The sequence below is a fragment of the Paraburkholderia sediminicola genome (assembly GCF_046027825.1).
Lineage (GTDB): Bacteria > Pseudomonadota > Gammaproteobacteria > Burkholderiales > Burkholderiaceae > Paraburkholderia > Paraburkholderia sediminicola_D.
In genome coordinates this window covers 24,100-45,485 of record NZ_JAQQDU010000053.1, presented here as the reverse complement: position 1 = coordinate 45,485, position 21,386 = coordinate 24,100, and the positions used below count along the sequence as shown (strand labels likewise).

The 21,386-nt window shown below is 63.5% G+C and carries 22 protein-coding genes; 16 read left to right on the top strand and 6 right to left on the bottom strand.

Annotated elements, in window-relative coordinates; all coding sequences use genetic code 11:
- Window positions 1-19: 19 nt before the first annotated feature.
- Entirely contained in the window at window positions 20-757 is a 738-nt protein-coding gene (locus PQQ96_RS26005; RefSeq protein WP_408298017.1) for a glutathione S-transferase, read from the bottom strand.
- A 145-nt stretch (window positions 758-902) separates the two neighbouring features.
- On the bottom strand, window positions 903-2,003 hold the full coding sequence (locus PQQ96_RS26000) for a YeiH family protein (protein ID WP_408298015.1): 1,101 nt from the start codon (window positions 2,001-2,003) through the stop codon (window positions 903-905).
- A gap of 120 nt (window positions 2,004-2,123) precedes the next feature.
- On the opposite strand from PQQ96_RS26000, the gene PQQ96_RS25995 reads away from it, so the two are divergent.
- The 8 genes from PQQ96_RS25995 (at window position 2,124) to PQQ96_RS25960 (ending at window position 10,065) form a co-directional block, all read left to right on the top strand.
- On the top strand, window positions 2,124-3,035 hold the full coding sequence (locus PQQ96_RS25995) for a LysR family transcriptional regulator (protein ID WP_408298013.1): 912 nt from the start codon (window positions 2,124-2,126) through the stop codon (window positions 3,033-3,035).
- A gap of 148 nt (window positions 3,036-3,183) precedes the next feature.
- Entirely contained in the window at window positions 3,184-3,957 is a 774-nt protein-coding gene (locus tag PQQ96_RS25990) for a sugar phosphate isomerase/epimerase family protein (RefSeq protein WP_408298011.1), read from the top strand.
- A gap of 39 nt (window positions 3,958-3,996) precedes the next feature.
- Window positions 3,997-4,980 carry a sugar kinase gene (locus PQQ96_RS25985; protein WP_408298009.1) on the top strand — a complete coding sequence of 328 codons (984 nt, stop codon included), beginning with the start codon at window positions 3,997-3,999 and terminating at the stop codon, window positions 4,978-4,980.
- Between the two features lie 194 nt (window positions 4,981-5,174).
- The gene (locus tag PQQ96_RS25980) at window positions 5,175-6,470 is read left to right on the top strand and encodes an MFS transporter (RefSeq protein ID WP_408298007.1); all 1,296 of its coding nucleotides are present in this window, start codon (window positions 5,175-5,177) and stop codon (window positions 6,468-6,470) included.
- Between the two features lie 4 nt (window positions 6,471-6,474).
- Entirely contained in the window at window positions 6,475-7,440 is a 966-nt protein-coding gene (locus tag PQQ96_RS25975; RefSeq protein WP_408298005.1) for a 2-hydroxyacid dehydrogenase, read from the top strand.
- Window positions 7,437-8,690, top strand: coding sequence for a LacI family DNA-binding transcriptional regulator (locus PQQ96_RS25970; protein ID WP_408298003.1), 1,254 nt, complete (start codon window positions 7,437-7,439; stop codon window positions 8,688-8,690). Before PQQ96_RS25975 ends, PQQ96_RS25970 begins: the two co-directional genes overlap by 4 nt.
- 71 nt (window positions 8,691-8,761) lie before the next feature.
- Entirely contained in the window at window positions 8,762-9,574 is an 813-nt protein-coding gene (locus tag PQQ96_RS25965) for a YhfC family intramembrane metalloprotease (RefSeq protein ID WP_408298001.1), read from the top strand.
- 122 nt (window positions 9,575-9,696) lie between these two features.
- Window positions 9,697-10,065, top strand: coding sequence for a DUF3022 domain-containing protein (locus PQQ96_RS25960; RefSeq protein ID WP_408297999.1), 369 nt, complete (start codon window positions 9,697-9,699; stop codon window positions 10,063-10,065).
- A 102-nt stretch (window positions 10,066-10,167) separates the two neighbouring features.
- Here PQQ96_RS25960 and PQQ96_RS25955 read toward each other — a convergent pair whose 3' ends face one another.
- Window positions 10,168-10,605, bottom strand: coding sequence for a PGDYG domain-containing protein (locus PQQ96_RS25955; protein WP_408297997.1), 438 nt, complete (start codon window positions 10,603-10,605; stop codon window positions 10,168-10,170).
- Between the two features lie 179 nt (window positions 10,606-10,784).
- Window positions 10,785-11,291: a Spy/CpxP family protein refolding chaperone gene (locus tag PQQ96_RS25950; RefSeq protein ID WP_408297995.1), complete on the bottom strand. Its 507-nt coding sequence runs from the start codon at window positions 11,289-11,291 to the stop codon at window positions 10,785-10,787.
- A 187-nt stretch (window positions 11,292-11,478) separates the two neighbouring features.
- Here PQQ96_RS25950 and PQQ96_RS25945 point away from each other — a divergent pair, with 187 nt between their 5' ends.
- The 3 genes from PQQ96_RS25945 to PQQ96_RS25935 all read left to right on the top strand — a co-directional run bounded on the left by PQQ96_RS25945 (window position 11,479) and on the right by PQQ96_RS25935 (window position 14,182).
- Entirely contained in the window at window positions 11,479-12,363 is an 885-nt protein-coding gene (locus tag PQQ96_RS25945; protein ID WP_408297993.1) for a LysR substrate-binding domain-containing protein, read from the top strand.
- 37 nt (window positions 12,364-12,400) lie between these two features.
- Window positions 12,401-12,859, top strand: a complete 459-nt coding sequence (locus PQQ96_RS25940) for an Lrp/AsnC family transcriptional regulator (protein WP_408297991.1) — start codon at window positions 12,401-12,403, stop codon at window positions 12,857-12,859.
- 225 nt (window positions 12,860-13,084) lie between these two features.
- Window positions 13,085-14,182, top strand: a complete 1,098-nt coding sequence (locus PQQ96_RS25935) for a saccharopine dehydrogenase family protein (protein ID WP_408297989.1) — start codon at window positions 13,085-13,087, stop codon at window positions 14,180-14,182.
- A 202-nt stretch (window positions 14,183-14,384) separates the two neighbouring features.
- Here PQQ96_RS25935 and PQQ96_RS25930 read toward each other — a convergent pair whose 3' ends face one another.
- Both PQQ96_RS25930 and cydX read right to left on the bottom strand, forming a co-directional pair.
- Window positions 14,385-15,002 (bottom strand): P-loop nucleotide/nucleoside kinase family protein, encoded by a 618-nt coding sequence (locus PQQ96_RS25930; RefSeq protein WP_408297987.1) that lies wholly within the window; start codon window positions 15,000-15,002, stop codon window positions 14,385-14,387.
- Window positions 14,999-15,148, bottom strand: a complete 150-nt coding sequence (gene cydX, locus PQQ96_RS25925; protein ID WP_408297985.1) for a cytochrome bd-I oxidase subunit CydX — start codon at window positions 15,146-15,148, stop codon at window positions 14,999-15,001. Before cydX ends, PQQ96_RS25930 begins: the two co-directional genes overlap by 4 nt.
- A gap of 286 nt (window positions 15,149-15,434) precedes the next feature.
- Here cydX and PQQ96_RS25920 point away from each other — a divergent pair, with 286 nt between their 5' ends.
- From PQQ96_RS25920 to PQQ96_RS25900, 5 genes are all read left to right on the top strand, one after another.
- On the top strand, window positions 15,435-15,875 hold the full coding sequence (locus PQQ96_RS25920) for a hypothetical protein (RefSeq protein WP_408297983.1): 441 nt from the start codon (window positions 15,435-15,437) through the stop codon (window positions 15,873-15,875).
- A gap of 211 nt (window positions 15,876-16,086) precedes the next feature.
- Window positions 16,087-17,064, top strand: coding sequence for a magnesium/cobalt transporter CorA (gene corA, locus PQQ96_RS25915; protein WP_408297981.1), 978 nt, complete (start codon window positions 16,087-16,089; stop codon window positions 17,062-17,064).
- A 350-nt stretch (window positions 17,065-17,414) separates the two neighbouring features.
- Window positions 17,415-18,377, top strand: coding sequence for a sugar ABC transporter substrate-binding protein (locus PQQ96_RS25910; protein ID WP_408297979.1), 963 nt, complete (start codon window positions 17,415-17,417; stop codon window positions 18,375-18,377).
- Between the two features lie 326 nt (window positions 18,378-18,703).
- Complete coding sequence (locus PQQ96_RS25905; RefSeq protein ID WP_408297975.1) at window positions 18,704-20,299, top strand: sugar ABC transporter ATP-binding protein; 1,596 nt, start codon at window positions 18,704-18,706, stop codon at window positions 20,297-20,299.
- On the top strand, window positions 20,296-21,351 hold the full coding sequence (locus PQQ96_RS25900) for an ABC transporter permease (protein WP_408297973.1): 1,056 nt from the start codon (window positions 20,296-20,298) through the stop codon (window positions 21,349-21,351). The genes PQQ96_RS25905 and PQQ96_RS25900 overlap by 4 nt, the downstream gene beginning before the upstream one ends.
- The last annotated feature ends 35 nt before the right edge of the window (window positions 21,352-21,386 follow it).

Sequence of the window (21,386 nt, the reverse complement as noted above, 5' to 3'; positions counted from 1 at the left end):
CGAAGAAGGAGGGCGCGGATCAAGTCGCCGCCTTGTCGAGTTCCGGGTAGTGCCGGAAGATGCAGGCTTCGTTATGCTCGATGCGCCGGTCGGACTGGAGATAGGCGGCGATGTTCGGCCGCTCGATCACCGCGTCGTGCAGCGCCGCGAGGCGTGGGTAGTGTTCGCCGAAACGCTTGAGCGCGCGCGGAAACGCGTACAGCAGACCGTCGATCAACTGGAACATCGACAAGTCGACGTAGGTGAGCGCGTCGCCCACCATGAACGTGTCGCCGGACGGGTTCTGTTTCAGCACGCGCTCGAAGTACTTCATGAACTTCGGAATCCGATTGTCGATGAACTCGTGTGCGCGCACTTTGGCGGCGTCTTTCTGGTCTTCGTAATACAGGGCGCTGGCGAGCGGATGATGCGTGTCGTGCGCCTCGGTCACCATATCGGCGATCGTCAGTTGCAGCCCGTTGGCGACATAGCGCAGGCTTTCAACCGATGGCGCCAGATTGAGCTTCGGGCCGAGGTAGAACAGGATGTTGGCGGTCTGCGCGATCACCAGATCGCCGTCTTTCAGAAACGGCGGCGCGAATGGCGGATAGGGCTCGTCGCGGCTCTTCATGATTGCCATCATCGCGTTCGTGCCCAAGCCGTCCGACGGCTCGCCGCGCGCCACTTCCACGTAGTCCGCGCCGGCTTCTTCCAGTGCCAGCCGCACGAATTCGCCGCGGCCCTGCAGGCCGTCCCAATAGTAAAGTTCCAGGCTCATCGATCGGTCCTCATTCCGGTTGCATGAACGGGTTTGCGTGGACGGGTGACGTCAGCAAGCAGTATGCCGTGCATGCGCGCCGGATGGGCTTCCTGAACGCACAAAACCCCGCACGCGGCGGGGTGGGTCAGGGGGCGAGGGCGGCTTAGCCGAACAGGTGCTGGACGGTCCATGTGATACCCAGTCCGCCCGCAATCAACCACACATACAGGATGAAGCCGGTGGTCAATGCGCGGGGTCCGGCCTGACGGATCTGCGAGATGCGGGTTTCGATACCGAGCGCGGTCATGGCCATGGTGAGCGCGAAGGTGTCGAGCATGTTCAGCGTGCTGGTCGCGCTTTCGGGCAAGACATGCAGCGAATTGATCACGACGAAGGCCAGGAAGCCGAGCGCGAACCAGGGAATGGCCAGCTTGCGCGGTGCATGTTGCTTGCCGTCTTCGGCCGTTGCGGTGGCGGCCGCGCCGCGTGCCGGGCGGTTCACCCACACGCCGACGACCAGCAGCACCGGCACCAGCAGCATCACGCGGGTCATCTTGACGATGGTCGCGATGTGAGTCGCTTCCGGGCTCACGTTGCTGGCCGCGCCGACCACCTGCGCCACTTCATGAATCGTGCCGCCGAAGAACAGACCCGCGCCCACCGTGTCGAGATGCAGCCAGCCCGCCTTGAACAGCACCGGGTAGAGGAACATCGAGAGGGTGCCGAACAGCACCACGCTGCCCACGGCCATGGCGCTCTTGTGCGGCTTCGATTGCAGCGTCGACTCGAATGCGAGCACGGCCGCCGCGCCGCAGATCGCGCTGCCCGCAGCCGTCAGCAGTGCCGTGTCGCGGTCGAGCTTCATGATCTTCATACCGGCCCACGTGCCGATCACCAGCGTGCTCACCACGATCAGCACCGATTCAGCGAGACCGGGCAGGCCGACCTGAGCGATTTCCTGCAGGCTCACGCGCAGCCCGAAAAACGCCACCGCGATGCGCAGGAGCTTGCGCGCCGAGAAGTTGACGCCGGCCGCCCAGCTATCGGGCATGCCGTCGCGCAGTGCGTTGCCGTAAATGGCGCCGGCCACGATGCCGACGATCAGCGGGCTCAAACCCAGGCCGGCGATGGCCGGGATCGCCGCGATGCGCGTCACGGCAGCGGCGAACAGCGCAACGAACAGAATGCCGTTGAGCTGGCCACGGGTGGATGACCCCGACGACCCGGCGGGTTTGGCAGAAGCGGCGAGGTGAGCGGTGGACATGGCGTAGCGCCTTCCTATGACTGTTCTGATTCGATAGTTCCAATCCTAAATTAGATATATCGATATGAAAAATCGTGATTTAGAATGTAAAGCATCGGTTCAGCAGATATTTCGACCCCCATGACCCCGGATCAACTTATAACGTTCGCCGCTGTCGCCGAGCATCGCAACATCAGCCGGGCGGCGGTTGCGCTGCATTTATCGCAGCCGGCCGTGTCCGGCCAGTTGCGACAGTTGCAGGACGAATTCGGCGAGCCGCTTTACCAGCGCGACGGCCGCGGCGTGCGCCTCACACCCGCTGGCGAGCAGCTCGCCAGCTATGCGACCCGGATGCGGGATACCTGGCGGCAGGCGCATGCGTATCGCGACGCCCTGCGCGGCCTTGAGCAAGGCACCTTGCGCATCGGCGCCAGCACCACCCCGGCGAGCTATCTGTTGCCGTACCTGATTGCCGACTTTCACCGCCGCCATCCCGACGTGACGCTGCATACCGCCGATGGCAACACCACGGAAATCGTCGGCGCGCTGGGCTCGGTGGATATCGCCATGATCGAAGGGCCGGTCGGCGTGGATCTACCGCCGGACACCGCGGTGCATGCGTGGCGCGAGGACGAGATCGTCGCGATCATGCCGCGTACGCATCCGCTGGCGCAGGCGAGCGCGGCGGACGGGGTGTGCATCAACGGCGGGCGGGCGGAGATGGCGGCACTCGGTCCGTATCCACTGGTGTTGCGCGAAGCCGGGTCGGCCGTTCGGCAGATCGTCGAGCGGGCCTTTGCGCGCGCGGGCGTGCCGATGCGTGTGGCATTGGAGATAGCCGGGGTCGAGGGCGTCAAGGAGGCGGTGCGGGCGGGAATGGGCGTCGGTTTCGTGTCGGCGATGTCGATGCGTCACGAGGACGGGGTGCTGTGCCGGTTCTCATTGAGCCCCGAGCCGCTGACGCGGCGGCTGTCGATTCTGGTGCCTCACGCGAGTGCGCCATCGCGGGTGGTCGAACAGTTCCTCGCGTTGTGCCTGGCGGATGGGCCCTGATCACGGTTGCCTGGGGATTTCCACTATGGTGCGCGACGGCTGGCTCGGCGCACTATTCGGTCATTCAAGCGCCTCGGCGCTTTTTTTCGAAACGTGTTTGGAACCGGTTCCAAATGCCGATCGTGAGACAGATTTGAGTAAATTCGACATGAGTGACGCAGTGGACGTGGTGATCGTCGCAAGCGCCTTCGGGATGGACGCGGTCCGCAAGGGCGGTCATCTGAAGTGGGCCAACGCGAGCAAACAGGCTGGCGCGGCAGCGTTCGAAGTGCGCCGCGAACTGTTCGCGGACGAAGCCGATGCCGCGCCGCAGGCATTGCGCGCGCTCGGCAAGTCGATCGCCGAACTGGGCCTGTGGTCGGTGTATTCGACCCCCGCTTCGCTGTACACGTCCGACGGACACCTCGACGCCGACGCATTGCGTCTCGCGCTCGATGAAGCGACGGCGTTCGGCGCGCGCTTCGTGAAGCTGCAACTCGGCGGTTTCGCCGCCGAGGCCAACGGCGCGGCGATTGCGGACCACCTGCGCGGCGCGAACGTGCGGCTTGTCGTCGAGAACGGCCAACTGGCCGAAGGCGGCTCGCTCGCGCAATTCACCGGTCTGTTCGATGCGCTGAAGCGCGAAGGCCACGCCGGTCTGCTCGGCATGACCTTCGACATCGGCAACTGGGCATGGCGCGATGTCGCGCCGCTCGACGCCGCCGGGCCGCTGGCTGCGCACGTCGAATACATCCATTGCAAGACGACGGTGGGCGAGGGCGCACGACGCTTTCCCGCCGCCCCGGCCGCCGGCGATACGCAGTTCGCCGCGGTGCTCGACACGCTGCCGCGCCACGTGCCGCGGGGCATTGAATTTCCGTTCGATGCGAATCGTATCGATGCGGACGCGGCGCACTACGTCGCGTGGCTGGCCGCCGCGTAAGCGGCGCGCAGGACCTTAAAAAATACGCAGGAGCGAAGCATGAGCAACACCAACGCAGCACTCGACGTCATCACCTACGGCGAAGCGATGGCCATGTTCGTGGCCGCCGAAACCGGGGCACTCGCCGGTGTCGGGCAATTCACCAAGCGCGTCGCGGGTGCCGATCTGAATGTGGCGATCGGTCTGTCGCGATTGGGTTTCAAGGTAGGTTGGATGAGCCGGGTCGGCAACGATTCGTTCGGCCAGTACGTGCGCGACACGCTGACGAAAGAAGGCATCGACCAGCGCTGCGTCACCACCGACGAGCGCTACCCGACCGGTTTCCAGTTGAAGTCGAAGAACGACGACGGCAGCGATCCGGCTGTCGAGTACTTCCGCAAGGGATCGGCGGCGAGCCACCTGTCGTTGGCCGACTACACGGCCGATTACGTGCTGCCCGCGCGTCACCTGCATCTGACGGGCGTGGCGCCGGCCATCTCGGCGAGTTCGTGCGAACTAGCCTTCCATCTGGCGCGTGAAATGCGTGCCGCAGGCAAGACCATTTCGTTCGACCCGAATCTGCGCCCGACGCTGTGGCCCTCGCGCGCCGCGATGGTCGAAGGGCTGAATGCGCTCGCCGCACTGGCCGACTGGGTGCTGCCCGGCATCGGCGAAGGCGAGATTCTGACCGGCTATACGCAGCCGGACGACATCGCAAAGTTTTATCTCGACCAGGGCGCGCGCGGCGTGATCATCAAGCTCGGCGCACAAGGCGCGTACTTCCGCACCGCCGACGATGCTGCTGTGATCGCCGGCCAACCGGTCGCGAAGGTGGTGGACACGGTTGGCGCGGGCGATGGCTTTGCTGTCGGCGTGGTCAGCGCGTTGCTAGAAGGCAAGACGCTGCCGCAAGCGGTCGCACGCGGCAATCGCATCGGCGCACTGGCGATCCAGGTGATCGGCGATTCGGAAGGCCTGCCGAGCCGCGCCGAACTCGACGCGCCCGAACGGACCGATGTGCCGCGCGTCGCGACCGTGGCCTGAGCGCGGGTGAGCCACGTACAACGCCGTATCCAGCACATTTAGCCAATCAGCATTAGCTAGTTCGATAACAGCAAGAGCGCGCGAGACGTGCCTCATGACCCCGCCCATCGTTGCTTCGGGAAGCCGTTAGCAACTACTTGCATGGGACCAGAGTAAGTGCTTTGCACCAACTCTGGTCAACAAAGGAGACTCCCATGACCTCATCGCTCGCGATTCGCCGTTGGTGGACGATCATGCCGATCGTATTCATCACATACAGCCTGGCCTATCTCGACCGCGCGAACTTCGGTTTCGCGTCGGCCGCCGGCATCAATCAGGATCTCGGCATCAGCAAAGGGCTGTCGTCGTTGATCGGCGCCTTGTTCTTCCTCGGCTATTTCTTCTTCCAGATTCCCGGCGCGATTTACGCAGAACGCCGCAGCGTGAAAAAGCTCGTGTTCTGGAGCCTGGTCCTGTGGGGCGGATGCGCGGCGCTGACCGGCATGGTCAGCAATATTCCCTCGCTGATGGTGATCCGGTTCGTGCTCGGCGTCGTCGAGGCCGCGGTGATGCCCGCCATGCTGATTTTCATCAGCAACTGGTTCACGAAGAGCGAGCGCTCGCGGGCCAACACCTTCCTGATTCTCGGCAATCCGGTGACGGTGCTGTGGATGTCGGTGGTATCCGGCTATCTGGTGCACTCGTTCGGCTGGCGCCACATGTTCATCGCCGAAGGTGCACCCGCGATCATCTGGGCGGTGTGCTGGTGGTTCATCGTGCAGGACAAGCCGCAACAGGTGTCGTGGCTCACGCAGCAGCAAAAGGACGACCTCGCCGAAACCTTGCGCGCCGAACAGGCCGCGATCAAGCCGGTCCGTAACTACAGCGAAGCGTTCCGCACACCTGCGGTCATCAAGCTGTGTGCGCAGTATTTTTGCTGGAGCATCGGCGTGTATGGTTTCGTGCTGTGGCTGCCGTCGATCCTGAAGAACGGTTCGACGCTCGGCATGGTCGAAACCGGCTGGCTCTCGGCGCTGCCGTATCTGGCCGCTACGATCGCCATGCTTGCGGCTTCGTGGGCATCGGATAAACTCAACCGCCGCAAAGTGTTCGTGTGGCCGTTCCTGCTGATCGGCGCGGTTGCGTTCGCCGCGTCGTATGCGCTGGGGTCTACGCACTTCTGGATTTCGTATGCGCTGCTGGTGGTCGCCGGCGGTGCGATGTATGCACCGTATGGGCCGTTTTTCGCGATCGTGCCGGAGCTGCTGCCGAGGAACGTCGCGGGCGGCGCGATGGCGCTGATCAACAGCATGGGTGCGCTCGGTTCGTTCGTCGGCTCGTACGTGGTCGGCTATCTGAATGGTGCGACCGGCTCGCCTGCGGCATCCTATGCGTTCATGAGCGCGGCGCTCGTCGCCGCGGTGATTCTGACGCTGATCGTCAAGCCACAGCCAGAAGCAGAGCCGCAGAACAAGGCCGCCAAACTCGCTACACCGTTGCAAGGAAAATAAGCTGATGAAGAAGATCGTCGCCTGGAAGTCGCTGCCCGAGGATGTGCTCGCGTATCTGCAACAGCATGCGGAAGTCGTGCAGGTCGACCCCGCGCAGCACGACACGTTCGTCGCCGCCTTGAAGGATGCGGATGGCGGCATCGGTTCGAGCGTGAAAATCACGCCGGCGATGCTCGAAGGCGCGAACCGGCTGAAGGCGTTGTCGACCATCTCGGTGGGCTTCGATCAGTTCGATGTGGCCGACCTCACGCGCCGTGGCATCGTGCTCGCGCACACACCGGACGTGCTGACCGAGTCCACGGCGGATACGGTGTTCTCGCTGATCCTCGCGTCGGCGCGGCGCGTCGTCGAACTCGCGGAGTGGGTGAAGGCGGGGCAATGGAAGCAAAGCCTCGGACCGGCGTATTTTGGCGTCGACGTGCAGGGCAAGACGCTCGGCATCGTCGGGCTGGGACGGATCGGCGGGGCGGTTGCGCGGCGCGCGGCGCTCGGTTTCAACATGAAGGTGCTGTACACGAATCGCAGTGCGAATCCGCAGGCGGAACAGGCCTACGGCGCGCGCCGCGTCGAGTTGGCGGAGTTGCTTGCCACCGCTGACTTTGTCTGTCTGCAGGTGCCGCTCACGCCCGCGACGAAGCACATGATCGGCGCGGCCGAACTCAGGTCGATGAAGAAGGGCGCGATTCTGATCAACGCATCGCGCGGCGCCACGGTCGATGAACAGGCGCTGATTGAAGCACTGCAAAACGGCACGATCCACGGCGCGGGTCTCGACGTGTTCGAGACCGAACCGCTGCCGGCCGATTCGCCGCTGCTGAAAATGGCGAACGTGGTCGCGCTGCCGCATATCGGTTCGGCAACGCACGAGACCCGCCATGCGATGGCGCGCAATGCGGCGGAAAACCTCGTCGCCGCGCTCGACGGGACGCTCGCCACCAACATCGTCAACCGCGAAGTGTTGAAGAAATGAGCGCGACGCCGCTTGCCGCCGCGCGCCGCGCGACGATCACCGACGTAGCGCGCGAAGCCGGTACGGGCAAGACCAGTATCTCGCGCTATCTGAATGGCGAGATGAGCGTGCTGTCGCCGGAATTGCGCGCGCGCATCGAGGCGGCCATCGAGCGTCTCGACTATCAGCCGAACCAGATGGCGCGCGGCCTCAAGCGTGGCCGCAATCGCTTGATCGGGATGCTGCTCGCTGACTTGACCAACCCATACACCGTGGAAGTACTGCAAGGCGTGGAGGCCGCTTGCCACGCGTTGGGGCTGATGCCGCTGATCTGCCACGCGGCCAATGAAGTCGAGATGGAGCGGCGCTATCTGCAACTGCTGACCACGTATCGTGTGGAAGGCGTGATCGTCAACGCGCTCGGGGTGCGGGAAGAAACGCTGCGGCCGGTGGGCGGCGGCGGGATTCCGGCGGTGCTGGTCGACCGTTCGGTGGAGGGCCTCGTCGCCGATATGGTCGGGCTGGACAACCGGGCGGCGGCTGAACTTGGCACGCGCCATTTGCTGGACCATGGTTTCGACGACATCTGGTTCGTCGTGCAACCCTTCGAGCAGGTCAGTTCGCGGCAACAGCGCGAGGCGGCGTTTCGCGCGGCGATGGGCGGCGAGGGTGGTACGGGCCACGAGGGCAGGACTGGCGGGAAAGGCGAAGGCAGCAAGGGCGGCGCGCGTGGGCATACGTTGGTGTTGAACCTTGGGGAGCCGGCAGCCGTCGAGCGCGCCCTTGCCGAACTGGACCGTGCAATCGATGCAGCCGGCGGCCCTGACGACTTTGGCGGCAGCACAGGGCACGCCGCAGGCAATGCCGGAGATAGCGCAACCGGTGATGCCGGAGATAAGGCAGCAGGCAAAGCCACAGATAACGCCGTAGGCGATGCTGGAGATTGCGCAGAAGGCAATGCCATCTTTAGCGTCACGCGCAAAGCCAGCCGCATCGCCTTGTTCGCGGCCAATGCGCCGGTCGCGCTGTGCCTCGCCCTCCATCTGAAAGCGCGCTACGGCGCGGATTGGCAGGCGCGTGTCGCGCTGCTGTCGATCGACGATCCCGAATGGGCCGAATTGACCGGCGTCACCACGATCCGCCAGCCGACCTACGAGATCGGCTACCGCGCGGTCGAGTTCCTCCATGAACGCATCGAAGGGGTTCAAACCACCGCGCGCGACTGCCTCTTGCCAGGCGAATTGATCGTCCGCGCCTCAACTTTGCGCTGACTTCGCGCTGATCTGCGATCATTCGGGCTGCGGCGCGCAGCGGGTGCGCGCCGGTCATCGCAAGGAAACTCATGGTTGTAGCACCGCTTACCCTCTCGAGCCTCGCCGTCGCGACCTTGTTCGTCGCCGCCTTACCGTTCCTGGTCTACCGCCGTTTGCGCCGGCCGCTCGCGTTGAACCCCCGTGACGCGATCACCGGCGTCGCCATCTTCGCGCTGTTCGCCATGGTGATCGAGCGCGCGCTGAACGATTACGTGCTGCATCGGAACGAAGCGACCGCCGCCTTCCTGTCCAATCCGCTGGCCTTCGTGGTGTATGGCGCGCTGGCCGCGGGTATCTGCGAAGAAGTGGGGCGTTTCATTGGCATGCGCCTGCTGCTCAAACGCGCGGCCGCGAAGTCGGCGTCCGCTGCGGCGGGCAACAGCGACGGCACGGCGCTGACTTATGGCCTCGGCCACGGAGGCGCGGAAGCCTGGCTGGTCGGCGTGCTGGTGCAAATTCAATGGATCCTGTTCGCTGTCTTTGAAAACCGCGGCGAACTGGACGGCTACCTGAGCAATCTGCCGACCGATTCGGTGATGCGCATCCACCTGATCCTTGCCAGCCTGACGCCACAGACGGCCGGCATTTTCGCACTCGAACGGGTGGCCGCGCTGGTGTTCCAGATCGGCTTGTCGGTGCTGATGTGGCGCGGCCTGCGGGCGGGCTGGCGCGGTATCCTGCCGCTCGCCATTGTGCTGCACGCGCTGGTCGACGTGCCGGCTGCGTTGTTCCAGGCGCAGCTCGTGCCGCTCGCCGCGGTGGACGGTGTGTATGCGGTGGGCGCGGTGATCGTGACGGGCCTGTTGTTCAGAGTCTTCCGTCGGCCGGCGGTTGCCGCCTAAACCGCTTTTGAAGCACTTGTGAGCCGCCTATGAGCAGCTTGCCACGCAGACCCTTCGTGATTTTCTAACTTCCGGCGTACCCTTTCGGTACGCCGTTCAGGCTCATCCTTTCGGCACACCTTATGGAAGAAGCTTACCAATACGACTGCGCGAATCCCGAGTTCGAGGAATTGGCGCGCGTCATCAGCGATCTGTTCCCCGAGCAGACGCAGTTCATTCAGCGTGCAAGCGAAGATGGCACGCCGATCCTGGCGATTCACTGGGTTGCCATGCGTTTCGGCGCGACCGCGCGCCGCATTGTCATGACCGTGGTGATTGCGCCGACGGCGTTGGCGCGTTATCGCGCGTTGCCGGCACGGCTGCGAGGCCGGAGTTTCGCCGTGTTGCGGGCATATGTCGAAGCGAGCATCGGCTCGCTCGAAGAGCAGTATGCGAACGGCGAGGCGGTGCCGCGCGACGTGACGGTGGATCTCGGCGACGAGTTTGCTTGAAACAGTGGCTTGAAGGAATTGACCGAAGGCGTTGATCCGAGGCCTTGACCTAAGGCCTCGGCTAGAACGCGGCGGGATGGACCGCGATCAGCTCGCTACGATTCAATCGGCAAGCCGATAGACCTTCGCGAAGCGTGCGGCCTGCACCACGCCGTAGTCGCCAGGGGCGTACTGCATGATCCAGTCGCCAGCGGCGCCGTGCAGCACGTCGCCGCCACTCGCTGAGCGGGCCAGTGAAAACGCTTCATTCATCTGTTTGGCCAGCACGACGGCCGGACGGTTGCGGTATGCACCCGGTTCGCCATGAGCGAGGGTAGCGTCTTCCGGCAGATATTTGGCGTCGAAGCGTTCGCGCGAGACGACCCAGCGGTCGCCGGTCGAGCCGGTGATCAGCGCATCGCCGCGGGCATAGCGGTTCGGGCCTTCCAGGCTCATCAGTTCGCCTTCTGCGGCGGCGAACTCAACGCTCACGGTTTCGTTTTTGACGACGCGCCGGGCGTTTGCATCGTTACTCAGATCGAGATTTTTCAGTTCGGGCATGAAGCGAGTCGGTGTAGAGAGATTGACAGCCGCGCCGGGACTTTGCGTCTCGACGCCACATACTCGCAATCATGCCAGATGCATTTGAAGTTCAGGTTCTTTTGCCATGAACCGAGCGCGCAGCGTGGAAACCCGCGCTGCGCGCAATCAACTGCACTGTCGACCCTGCGATTAACCTCTTACTGCGTCGCAGCCGCGTCGCTAGCCGGCGCCGGGGCCTTCTTGCCGCCCTTGCCATGGTGACGCTGGCCTTTTTCAGGGCCACCCTGATGGAACGTTGCGTCGGCCAGTTTCTTCTGTTCCGGCGAGAAGCTGCTGTACAGCGGATCGAACGCATCGACCAGTTTCTTCATGCCGTCCGCATGCGCTTGCGCGATCGTCGCGTATTGCTTCATGTCGTCGATTGCCGACAGGTTCGTATCGGCCTTGCGCTGCTGGAACAACTGGCCCATCGTCTGGCCATTGTTGCGCATGACATCGGCGAACGCGCTCCATTGCGATTCCTGCGCCGACGTGATCTTCAACTTCGTGTGCAGGTAAGCGATGCGGTCTTCGACATTGCGCTCGTGGCCAGCTTTTGCGGCGGGTGCTGAGGCGCCCATCGGTGCCGAAGCCGGTGCGGAAGTTTGTGCGAACGCGCCGCTCATGGCGACTGCGGTGGCCAACATGACGAGTGCTTTTTTCATCGAAACTCCTGATGTCTGTTCGAATTGTGACAAGGCGAGCATGGCGAGCGGCCCAACGCGCATCGGCATGGAGATGCGTAGCGGCCGGCTGCCCACTTCGCCGTCGCCGCTATTTGTATCACGATATCCCTACAATGCGCCTCTTGTGCGACAAACGCTTACAACCGAAACCAACAGGAAATAGCGGGTGGACAAATTCGTCAGCATGGAAATCTTCGTCGCGGTAGTCGAGGCCGGCAGTCTCACGGCGGCCGCCGAGCGCTTCGACATTTCGTCGGCGATGGTGGGCAAGCATATCCGCTCGCTCGAAACACGGCTCGCGACGCGGCTTCTGACGCGCACCACGCGTCGCCAGAGTCTGACTGAAATCGGCCGACAATACTACGAACAGTGCAGGCGCATTCTAGCCGACGTCAAGGAAGCGGAGTCGCTTGCCGAGGCAATGGCGGCCGCGCCGCGTGGGGTGCTGAAGGTGACGGTGCCGCTAACTTACGGCGTGGAAGTCTTTGCCCCGGCGATGACCGACTACCTGAGAGCATGGCCGGACGTGAGCCTCGAACTGGATCTGTCGAATCGTGTGATCGACCTGGTGGAAGAGGGTTTCGATGCGTCGGTGCGAATCGGCCATCTGCCGGATTCCAGTTTCGTTGCGCGGCCGTTGAAGCCTTACCGGATGCGCGCGTGCGCGTCGCCGGCTTATCTGGAGCGGGCCGGCACGCCGCGCACGCCGGCCGATCTCATGCAGCACGAATGCCTAGGCTTCCTGCATTGGGGCCGCGAAGGCTTGTGGCGGCTAGGCGGCGAGACCGCGGACGAAAACCAGCTGCGCGCCGGGCGATTCCGGGCGAACAACGGTCAGGCGCTCAAGGTTGCCGCATTACGTGGCTTCGGGCTGGTGTTGCAGCCGGAGGCGCTGCTTGCGAGAGAGATCGCCAGCGGCGAACTGGTGTCGGTGCTGGAAGACTATCTGCCCGAGGGCGCGCCCGTCCATCTGGTCTACCCACGCGACCGCCGCGCCACGCCCAAGCTCACCAGCTTTATCGATTTCGTGATGGAGCGGTTTGGGGTGTGATAATCCGCCCCATCGCTGACCAACTCCTTCGCCCTCGATGAGACCTCCGCGCCTCGACCAACTCGACGACCTCGACCGCAGCCTCGTTGCGCTGCTGCAAGCCAACGCCCGTGAGAGCGTCGCCAATCTCGCGCGTCAACTGGATGTGGCGCGCACCACCGTGATCGCCCGGATCGCCCGGCTCGAGCGCAGCAATGTGATCGGCGGCTATAGCGTGCGGCTCGGTCAGGACGTACTCGACTCGAGCATCCAGGCATACGTCGGCATCATCATCGCGCCGAAGTACGGGCCTGCGGTGCAGAAACGTCTCGGCAAGATGCCCGAGGTGCAACTGCTATGCGCGGTGAGCGGCGAGTTCGACTATGTGGCGTGGCTGCGCGCCGATTCGCCCGATCGCCTCAACGATCTGCTTGATGAGATCGGCGGCCTGGAAGGGGTGGAGCGAACCACGACGTCGATCATTCTTGCGCGCAAGATCGACCGCGGAACGGTGTGATCCTGGTGCCTGATTTTTACGCAGTTTTAACACGTTTTCGACATATCGACTGATTGCATCGTCATAACGTCGAAATTGCTGGTCATAGCGCAGCATTTTGCGTGTATGAACTGTTTTTGCTTCTCCCTAAACTGTGTCTCAAGGGTTCAGCCCGCCGGGCGCCGCGCCTAAGCGCAGCGCACTTCCCAAGCTGGAGACAGCAGACAAAAAGATTAGGAGAAGCGCATGAAAGTAGCCATCGTTGGCGCAGGTTTGATCGGTCACACCATCGCCCACATGTTGCGCGAAACCGGCGACTATGACGTCGTGGCGTTCGACCGCGATCAGCATGCGCTCGATAAGCTCGCCGCCCAGGGCATCCCGACCCGCCGCGTCGATTCCGCCGATGCAGCCGCGCTGCGCGCCGCCATTCAAGGCTTCGACACGCTCATCAATGCGCTGCCGTATTACCTGGCGGTGAACGTGGCCTCGGCCGCCAAGGGCGCAGGCGTCCATTACTTCGACCTGACCGAAGACGTGCGCGCCACCAGCGCGATTCGTGCAATCGCCGACGATGCCGACCACGCCTTCATGCCGCAGTGCGGTCTGGCGCCGGGCTTCATCGGGATCGCCGCGCATGAACTGGCGAACCGTTTCACTGAAATCCGCGACGTCAAGATGCGCGTCGGCGCGCTGCCGGAATTCCCGACCAACGCGTTGAAGTACAACCTGACGTGGAGCGTCGACGGTCTGATCAACGAGTACTGCCAGCCGTGCGAAGCGATCCGCGACAGCCGCACGCAGTGGGTGCAGCCGCTGGAAGGCCTCGAACACTTCTCGCTCGACGGTACCGAATACGAAGCCTTCAATACGTCCGGTGGCCTGGGTACGCTATGCGAAACGCTGGCGGGCCGGGTCGAATCGCTCGACTACAAGTCGGTGCGCTATCCGGGTCACCGCAACCTGATGCAGTTCCTGCTGGAGGACCTGCGTCTTTCGAGCGACCGCGACACGCTCAAGAGCATCATGCGCCGTTCGGTGCCCTCGACCGCGCAAGACGTCGTGCTGGTGTTCATCACTGTGAGCGGCATGCGCGACGGGCAACTGGTGCAGGAAGTGTTCACCCGCAAGATTTTCGCAAAGACGGTGTGCGGCGTGCCGATGAGCGCGATCCAGATCACCACGGCCGGCGCAATGTGCGCGGTGCTCGATCTGTTCCGCGAGCAGAAGCTGCCGCAAAGCGGTTTCGTGCGTCAGGAGCAGGTGTCGCTGCGCGACTTCCTCGCGAACCGCTTTGGCCAGTTGTATGAAGGGCAGTCGCTGGATGCGATGGCAACGGTGTAAGCCGAGACTGTCGCGCTGAGGTTGCAAATGAGGCTCAAAACCGAGGGCCGTGCGACGACGCGGTAGTGACCGCCGCGAGTAACGAAGAAAGCCTCTTAGAAGGCCGTGTTATGAACGCCAACGCCCCGCATTGCGGGGCGTTGTGCGTTTGAAACATCGGTGCTGAACGGGCTGCTGCACGGGTCGCTATTCCGACTGGCCGCTACACAGGCAGCGGCGGCATGGCTGACGACGCATGCGGTTCGCCAACCAGGCGCGCGAGCAACGCTTCGTAATCCGTGCGGGTTGGCGCGGTGTTGTCGAACATCAACAGGTCTTCGCAAATGTCCCCGCTCGGCACGAAACGGCGCTGCCGATACTCGTCCCAATGCGCGAGTTTGTAGGCGTCGTTCGGATTGCCGCGCGCGATGATGCGTTGACGCGCCATCTCTTCGGACGTGTAGACCCAGACGACTCGCAACGAAACGTCCGCGCCGATACCCAGCCATGCACGATCGAACAGGCGCCGCTCGCGCACTTCGCGCGACAGCGGACCGACGACCAGCGCGCTAATGCCGAGTTCGAGATTGTCGCGGGCGGTATCGAGCAGACCGCGATACTCGGGGTCGCGCAGGTGCTGCAGGAAGAGCGGGCTGTCGCGGTCGTTCGGGTCGCCGGTCAGCATGGCCATGGCGGCCGCGCTGTAGCCGCCGAACAGCGTATCTTTATCGAGCAGGCAGAAGGGCGACGCGATCGTCTGCATCAGCGGGCCAATCAGCTTCTTCGCCAGGGTGGTTTTGCCGGTGCCTGCGTGACCGCAGAAGAAAACCAGATGGGTCACGAAGACGTGTCCTCGGGCGTGGCAGGCGGGGTGCTGGCGAGTTGCGGGTCACGCGCGAATTTGCCGCTTGCTTCCAGCCACATCACATTGATGATGCCGAAGCCCAACGCCACGCCGATGCCGAGAATCCAGGTGAAGTACCACATTGCAGTCTCCTTGATCGTAGGTCCGGCGCGGCACGCGGTGAAGCGTTGCGCATAACCGGTACAGCGAAGCAAACCTGCTGGCAGACAAAGGTAGCACGCGGCGGATCCGAGGGTAAATCCGCAGCGCGCAGCGCCCACAGCGCAGCGCTTTGCAGCGATCATGAAGAAGAACGCGATCCTGTGCAAGAGGGGGCACGGCGTCTGGCCGCTCGACCAGGATGGCGCGATACGCCTATAACAAGAACACCATCACCAACAACGCCACGAGCCACACGGGAGATCCAGCATGCCGATGCGCCAGCACTTCCTCTGCAAAGCCGCGCTGCTTGCGCTTGCGATCGCGTCGCTTGCCGGGTGCGCCTCGACGCCGGCCGAACCCGTCCCGTTCAAGGAGGTGCCGCAAGCGCGCATCGTCCAACCCGGCTACACGCAGCCCGGAACCGGACTGGTCGCCGTCGACGTGCGGCGCGAACGTTCCCGTGACGTGATCGTGCGGTTCCGCGATGCCTTGGTGTATATCGACGGCGAGCAGGTCACCGACCTGATGAACGGCGAACATGTGGTCTTCTATCTGAGCCCGGGCGTACATCGCATTGGTGTCTCCACGCAATTCGATCCGGTCGTGGAAATGCACTTCACGGTGACAGCCGATACGCGCTATACGAACCGGGCGTCGGTCACCTTCGGCGAAGATAACCGCATCGCATTGCGCAGGGTTGCCCAATAGCGCAGGGAAGGGCCGGACAGCGCCGGATCGCGCCGGGCAAGGCCGAACCGTGCCCACCGTCACCGCCAGCAGGATTTGACAATTGGATACATGACGTCCACGCACAGCCGCTAACATGGCGGCTGTCGTGCATTCGTTCATGCAGATCCGCCGTCGGGCTTACGCACAGTGCGAAGCCGGCCGGTCTGTTCCGTTTTCAAGGTAATCCAACATGCTGATCAATTGCGCCGCCTATCAGGACGGCCGGAAGCTGGCTGACATCGATATCGAGAGCATCAGCGACTACGTAGCGCGGCCCGAGTGCTTCGTCTGGGTCGCGCTGAAAGACCCGGAGCCGGACGAGCTTGCCGTGATGAAAGACGAGTTCGGCCTGCACGAACTGGCGATCGAAGATGCGCAAAACGGCCATCAGCGTCCGAAAATCGAGGAGTACGGCGAGTCGTTATTCGCTGTCATGCATACCGTGGAAATGGATGAGGAGGGCGAACTACTGATCGGCGAGGTCGACGTATTCGTGGGGCATAACTATGTGCTGTCGGTGCGGCGCGGCACGCGCACCGGGTTCCAGGCCGTTCGCACCCGCTGCGAACGCGAGCCGCACTTGCTCAAGGAGGGCTCGGCGTTCGTGCTGTATGCGCTGGCCGACGACATCGTCGATCGTTATTTTCCGATCGTCGAGGCGATGAACACCGAGATCGAAGCGCTCGAAGACCGTATCTTCGAGCGCAATAATTCGGCGGCATCGCGCGCGATCATCGAGGATCTGTACTCGCTGAAACGCCGTCTGGTGATCCTGCAGCATCACATCGCGCCGCTTCAGGAGGCGATCAGTAAATTGACGGGTGGTCGTATTCCAAGCATCTGCGACGGTATGCAGGCTTATTTTCGCGATGTCTACGATCACCTCGAACGGATCGTGAAGATCATCGACGGCCGGCGCGAAATGGTTGTCACCGCGGTGCAGGTCAATCTGGGGATGATCTCGCTGGCCGAAAGCGAGGTGACCAAGCGGCTCGGCTCGTTCGCCGCGCTGTTCGCGGTGCCGACCATGATCGCCGGCATCTACGGGATGAACTTCGAGGCTATCCCCGAGCTGCATTACAAGTTCGGCTATCCAATCTGTCTGGCCGTGATGCTGACCGTGGACCTGGTCTTGTACTGGCGTTTCCGCAAGGCTGGCTGGCTTTAACTAGCCGTTATCCCATCGCCCCCCGCATTGTTCCTGCTTGCACCGTGCGCAATAAAAGTCCAGCATAGGCGGCTCGCCGGCCGCAGAGCTTGCAGCCGGCGGTAAATCTGCCACGCACGGACCGAGCGAGGGACCTTTGCCAAAACGCAGCCTGCCGGTGCGCCTATGCGTCGCGCCGAGCCGAATTCATCGAACGCGATGCATCGACGCACTTCCTGCGTACCGGTGCGCCGCAACACTGCGAATCGTTGACAGCCCGGACAAGGCACGCTGAGAATAGCCATCGCAAACGTTTGCGTACAACTAAAAATATGGCTCGACCGCGAGCCTGATAAACCCTGGAGAGATGCATGAGCCATCGCATTCGCCGCCGCATGCTGGCGGCCGCCGTTCTCGTTACCGCCACCGCCGCCTTGCCGTTTTCTTCCGCTTACGCGCAAGCCGCGCCGGCCCATAAGCCGAGGGTCGCGCTGGTGATGAAGTCGCTCGCGAACGAGTTCTTCCTGATCATGGAAAACGGCGCCAAGGACTACCAGAAACATAATGCCTCCCAGTTCGACCTGATCACCAACGGCATCAAGGACGAAACCGATACCGCGAACCAGATCCGGATCGTCGAACAGATGATCGTCTCGAAGGTCGATGCGATCGTGCTGGCGCCGGCTGACTCGAAGGCGCTGGTGCCGGTCGTCAAGAAGGCGGTCGACGCGGGCATCATCGTGGTGAACATCGACAACCGGCTCGATCCGGACGTGCTCAAGTCGAAAGACCTGAACGTGCCGTTCGTCGGCCCGGATAACCGCAAGGGCGCGCAGAAGGTCGGCGATTACCTGGCCAAAAAACTGAAGGCGGGCGATGAAGTCGGCATTATCGAAGGCGTGTCGACCACCACCAACGCGCAACAGCGCACCGCGGGCTTCAAGGATGCCATGCAGGCCGTCGGCGCCAAGGTCGTGTCGGTGCAGTCGGGCGAATGGGAAATCGACAAGGGCAACGCGGTGGCGTCGGCTATGCTCAATGAGTATCCGAACCTGAAGGCGCTGCTGGCCGGCAACGACAACATGGCGATCGGCGCAGTCTCGGCTATCCGCGCGGCAGGCAAGCAGGGCAAGGTGCTGGTGGTCGGCTACGACAACATCAACGCGATCCAGCCGATGCTCAAGGATGGCCGCGTCCTTGCCACGGCCGACCAGTATGCCGCCAAGCAGGCCGTGTTCGGCATCGACACCGCGCTGAAGGCAATCAGCGAGCACAAGAAGCAGTCGCAGTTGTCCGGCGTGGTGGAAACGCCCTGCGACCTGGTGACCAAATAAGCATTAGGCAGTCAGTATCGAAGTACGCGCCGCAAGAAGCACCGAAATACGCCCAGGTGCGCGGGTTCGCGCTCATGTCGCTGCATGCTGGATGCATGGAACAACACGCGAATCCGCGCCAATTCAATAAGCGCTCAAGAAACCTGCCGCGCCGCCGTTAAATCCAGAGGTAAGCGTCATGACGGTGGCTGCGCGGCGGGAGGGTGCGTGGTCGGCAGCGCCTGCGCATTCCGCGCATTGGCCCGGCATGACACGTGGCTGTCGTTGGCTGCCTCGTTCGAGTGAATCGCATGAGGCCGTACCGGGAGCCTCGAACCAGGATCGCGATGGATTCAACCGACCACGATGCCTTGCCTGCCGTGCTGTCTGTGAGCGGCATCGGTAAGACCTACACGGAACCGGTGCTCGCCGACGTTTCGCTGTCGCTGCGCGCCGGTGAGGTATTGGCGCTCACGGGCGAGAACGGCGCGGGCAAGAGTACGCTATCCAAAATCATTGGCGGCCTTGTCGACCCGACCACCGGCACGATGCGCCTCGGCGGGGCGCCCTACGCACCGGCGAGTCGTACCGCAGCCGAAGCGCTCGGCGTGCGCATGGTGATGCAGGAGTTGAATCTGCTGCCGACGCTGTCGGTGGCCGAAAACCTGTTTTTGAACCGTCTGCCGCAGACGGGCGCGTTCCGTTTCGGCTGGATCGACCGTCGCAAGCTGCGCGAGGATGCGCGCCATGCGATGGCGCAAGTCGGGCTCGACGCGATCGATCCGGATACGCTGGTCGGCGAACTCGGCATCGGGCATCAGCAGATGGTGGAGATCGCGCGCAATCTGATCGACGACTGCCGCGTGCTGATCCTCGACGAGCCGACCGCGATGCTGACCGCACGCGAAGTCGACCTGCTGTTCGAGCAGATCGACCGGCTCAAGGCGCGCGGTGTCGCGCTGGTCTATATCTCGCACCGGCTCGAAGAGCTGGCGCGGGTGGCCGAGCAGATCGCGGTGCTGCGCGACGGCAAGCTGGTGCATGTCGACGCCATGGCCAACCTGACGAGCGATGAAATCGTCACGTGGATGGTCGGCCGCGAGCTGGGCGAGCGGATCGATCTGGGCGTGCGCAACATCGGCGCGCCGTTGTTGAAGGTGGACAAGCTCACGCGCGGCAAGGTGGTGCGCGAGGTGTCGTTCGAGGTGCGCGCCGGCGAGATTTTTGGCATCAGCGGGCTGATCGGCGCGGGCCGCACGGAACTGATGCGGCTGATTTACGGCGCGGATCGGAAAGACGACGGAACGGTGTCGCTGGCTGAAACGCCGGGTGCCCCGCCCACGCCGGTGCAGATTGATTCGCCGTCGGACGCGGTGCGGGCCGGTATCGCGTTGATCACCGAAGACCGCAAAGGCGAAGGGCTGTTGCTGCCGCAACCGATTGCCGCCAACGTGTCGCTCGGCAATATCGGTCGCGTGGCGCGGCACGGCATCGTCGATGCGAAGCGGGAAAACGCGCTGGCGCAAACGCAGATCGATGCGATGCGGATTCGCAGTTCGGGGCCGGCGCAGATTGTCGGCGAACTGTCGGGCGGCAACCAGCAGAAGGTCGTGATCGGCCGCTGGCTGGCGCGCGACTGCCGCGTGCTGTTGTTCGACGAACCGACGCGCGGCATCGATGTCGGCGCGAAGTTCGATATTTATGGCTTGATGGGGGCGCTGGCGCGTGAAGGGCGCGCGCTCGTCGTGGTGTCGAGCGACCTGCGTGAACTGATGCTGATCTGCGACCGGATCGGCGTGATGTCCGCGGGGAGCATGACCGGACTGTTCGAGCGCGACAACTGGTCGCAGGATGCGTTGCTGGCCGCGGCTTTCGCCGGCTACCGCAGCCGCGAAGCGCTGCTGCATGCCCCCGACACCCATGAAGCAGGGAGTCTGTCATGACCGATCAATCGGTGCATGAAGCATCGAGTGGCAAGCCCGGCGCCGCGCAGGCAGGGGCGACGGCCGCGCCACCCGCGGATCCGTCCGCGCCGCTGGCAAGCGGCAAGCCGGTTGGCACGCGGCTCGGTTTTTCGAACTATCTAGGCCTCGCCGGTGCGTTGCTGGCGATGATCGTGCTGTTCTCGCTGCTGAGTTCGCACTTTTTGACGTACGACACGTTCAGCACGATCGCCAATCAGATCCCCGATCTGGTGGTGATGTCGGTGGGCATGACCTTCGTGCTGATCATCGCGGGGATCGATCTGTCGGTGGGTTCGGTGCTGGCGCTGGGCGGGTCGGTGGTGAGCGTGGCGGCGTTGAAGTGGGGCTGGGGACCGTTGCCGTCGGCCCTGCTCGGGGTCGCCGCGGCGGCGCTGACCGGCACCATCACCGGCGCGGTGACGGTGGGCTGGCGGATTCCGTCGTTCATCGTGTCGCTCGGCGTGCTCGAAGCGGCGCGCGGCATGGCGTACCAGATGACCAATTCGCGCACCGCCTATATCGGCGACGCGTTTGATTTTCTGTCGAATCCGATCGCGCTGGGCATCTCGCCGGCGTTCCTGATCGCGGTGGCGGTGATGGTGATTGCGCAACTGGTGCTCACGCGCACGGTGTTTGGCCGCTATCTGGTCGGCATCGGCACCAATGAGGAAGCGGTGCGGCTCGCGGGCGTCAATCCGCGGCCTTACAAGATTATTGTGTTTGCGTTGATGGGTGCGCTGGCCGGGCTGGCCGCGCTGTTCCAGATTTCGCGTCTGGAAGCGGCCGACCCAAATGCGGGCCAGGGCGTGGAGCTACAGGTGATCGCGGCGGTGGTGATCGGCGGCACGAGCCTGATGGGCGGACGCGGGTCGGTGATCAGCACGTTTTTCGGTGTGTTGATCATCTCGGTGCTGGCGGCCGGTCTGGCGCAGATCGGCGCGAACGAGCCGACCAAGCGGATGATCACCGGCGCGGTGATCGTGGTGGCGGTGGTGCTGGACACCTATCGCAGCCGCCGTAAGCGCGCATGATGGCGGCGCCGGTTGTCAGCAAGCTGGCGTATCCG

Excerpts from the sequence above, each read along its gene's own strand:
- PQQ96_RS25985 (WP_408298009.1), top strand. The coding sequence starts at position 3,997 with ATGAGCAACACCAACGCAGCACTCGACGTCATCACCTACGGCGAAGCG.
- PQQ96_RS25960 (WP_408297999.1), top strand. The coding sequence starts at position 9,697 with ATGGAAGAAGCTTACCAATACGACTGCGCGAATCCCGAGTTCGAGGAA.
- PQQ96_RS26000 (WP_408298015.1), bottom strand. The coding sequence starts at position 2,003 with ATGTCCACCGCTCACCTCGCCGCTTCTGCCAAACCCGCCGGGTCGTCG.
- PQQ96_RS25955 (WP_408297997.1), bottom strand. The coding sequence starts at position 10,605 with ATGCCCGAACTGAAAAATCTCGATCTGAGTAACGATGCAAACGCCCGG.
- PQQ96_RS25905 (WP_408297975.1), top strand. The coding sequence starts at position 18,704 with ATGGATTCAACCGACCACGATGCCTTGCCTGCCGTGCTGTCTGTGAGC.
- PQQ96_RS26005 (WP_408298017.1), bottom strand. The coding sequence starts at position 757 with ATGAGCCTGGAACTTTACTATTGGGACGGCCTGCAGGGCCGCGGCGAA.
- PQQ96_RS25990 (WP_408298011.1), top strand. The coding sequence starts at position 3,184 with ATGAGTGACGCAGTGGACGTGGTGATCGTCGCAAGCGCCTTCGGGATG.
- PQQ96_RS25950 (WP_408297995.1), bottom strand. The coding sequence starts at position 11,291 with ATGAAAAAAGCACTCGTCATGTTGGCCACCGCAGTCGCCATGAGCGGC.
- corA (WP_408297981.1), top strand. The coding sequence starts at position 16,087 with ATGCTGATCAATTGCGCCGCCTATCAGGACGGCCGGAAGCTGGCTGAC.
- PQQ96_RS25900 (WP_408297973.1), top strand. The coding sequence starts at position 20,296 with ATGACCGATCAATCGGTGCATGAAGCATCGAGTGGCAAGCCCGGCGCC.
- PQQ96_RS25970 (WP_408298003.1), top strand. The coding sequence starts at position 7,437 with ATGAGCGCGACGCCGCTTGCCGCCGCGCGCCGCGCGACGATCACCGAC.
- PQQ96_RS25965 (WP_408298001.1), top strand. The coding sequence starts at position 8,762 with ATGGTTGTAGCACCGCTTACCCTCTCGAGCCTCGCCGTCGCGACCTTG.
- PQQ96_RS25980 (WP_408298007.1), top strand. The coding sequence starts at position 5,175 with ATGACCTCATCGCTCGCGATTCGCCGTTGGTGGACGATCATGCCGATC.
- PQQ96_RS25910 (WP_408297979.1), top strand. The coding sequence starts at position 17,415 with ATGAGCCATCGCATTCGCCGCCGCATGCTGGCGGCCGCCGTTCTCGTT.
- PQQ96_RS25995 (WP_408298013.1), top strand. The coding sequence starts at position 2,124 with ATGACCCCGGATCAACTTATAACGTTCGCCGCTGTCGCCGAGCATCGC.
- PQQ96_RS25975 (WP_408298005.1), top strand. The coding sequence starts at position 6,475 with ATGAAGAAGATCGTCGCCTGGAAGTCGCTGCCCGAGGATGTGCTCGCG.
- PQQ96_RS25940 (WP_408297991.1), top strand. The coding sequence starts at position 12,401 with ATGAGACCTCCGCGCCTCGACCAACTCGACGACCTCGACCGCAGCCTC.
- cydX (WP_408297985.1), bottom strand. The coding sequence starts at position 15,148 with ATGTGGTACTTCACCTGGATTCTCGGCATCGGCGTGGCGTTGGGCTTC.
- PQQ96_RS25935 (WP_408297989.1), top strand. The coding sequence starts at position 13,085 with ATGAAAGTAGCCATCGTTGGCGCAGGTTTGATCGGTCACACCATCGCC.
- PQQ96_RS25920 (WP_408297983.1), top strand. The coding sequence starts at position 15,435 with ATGCCGATGCGCCAGCACTTCCTCTGCAAAGCCGCGCTGCTTGCGCTT.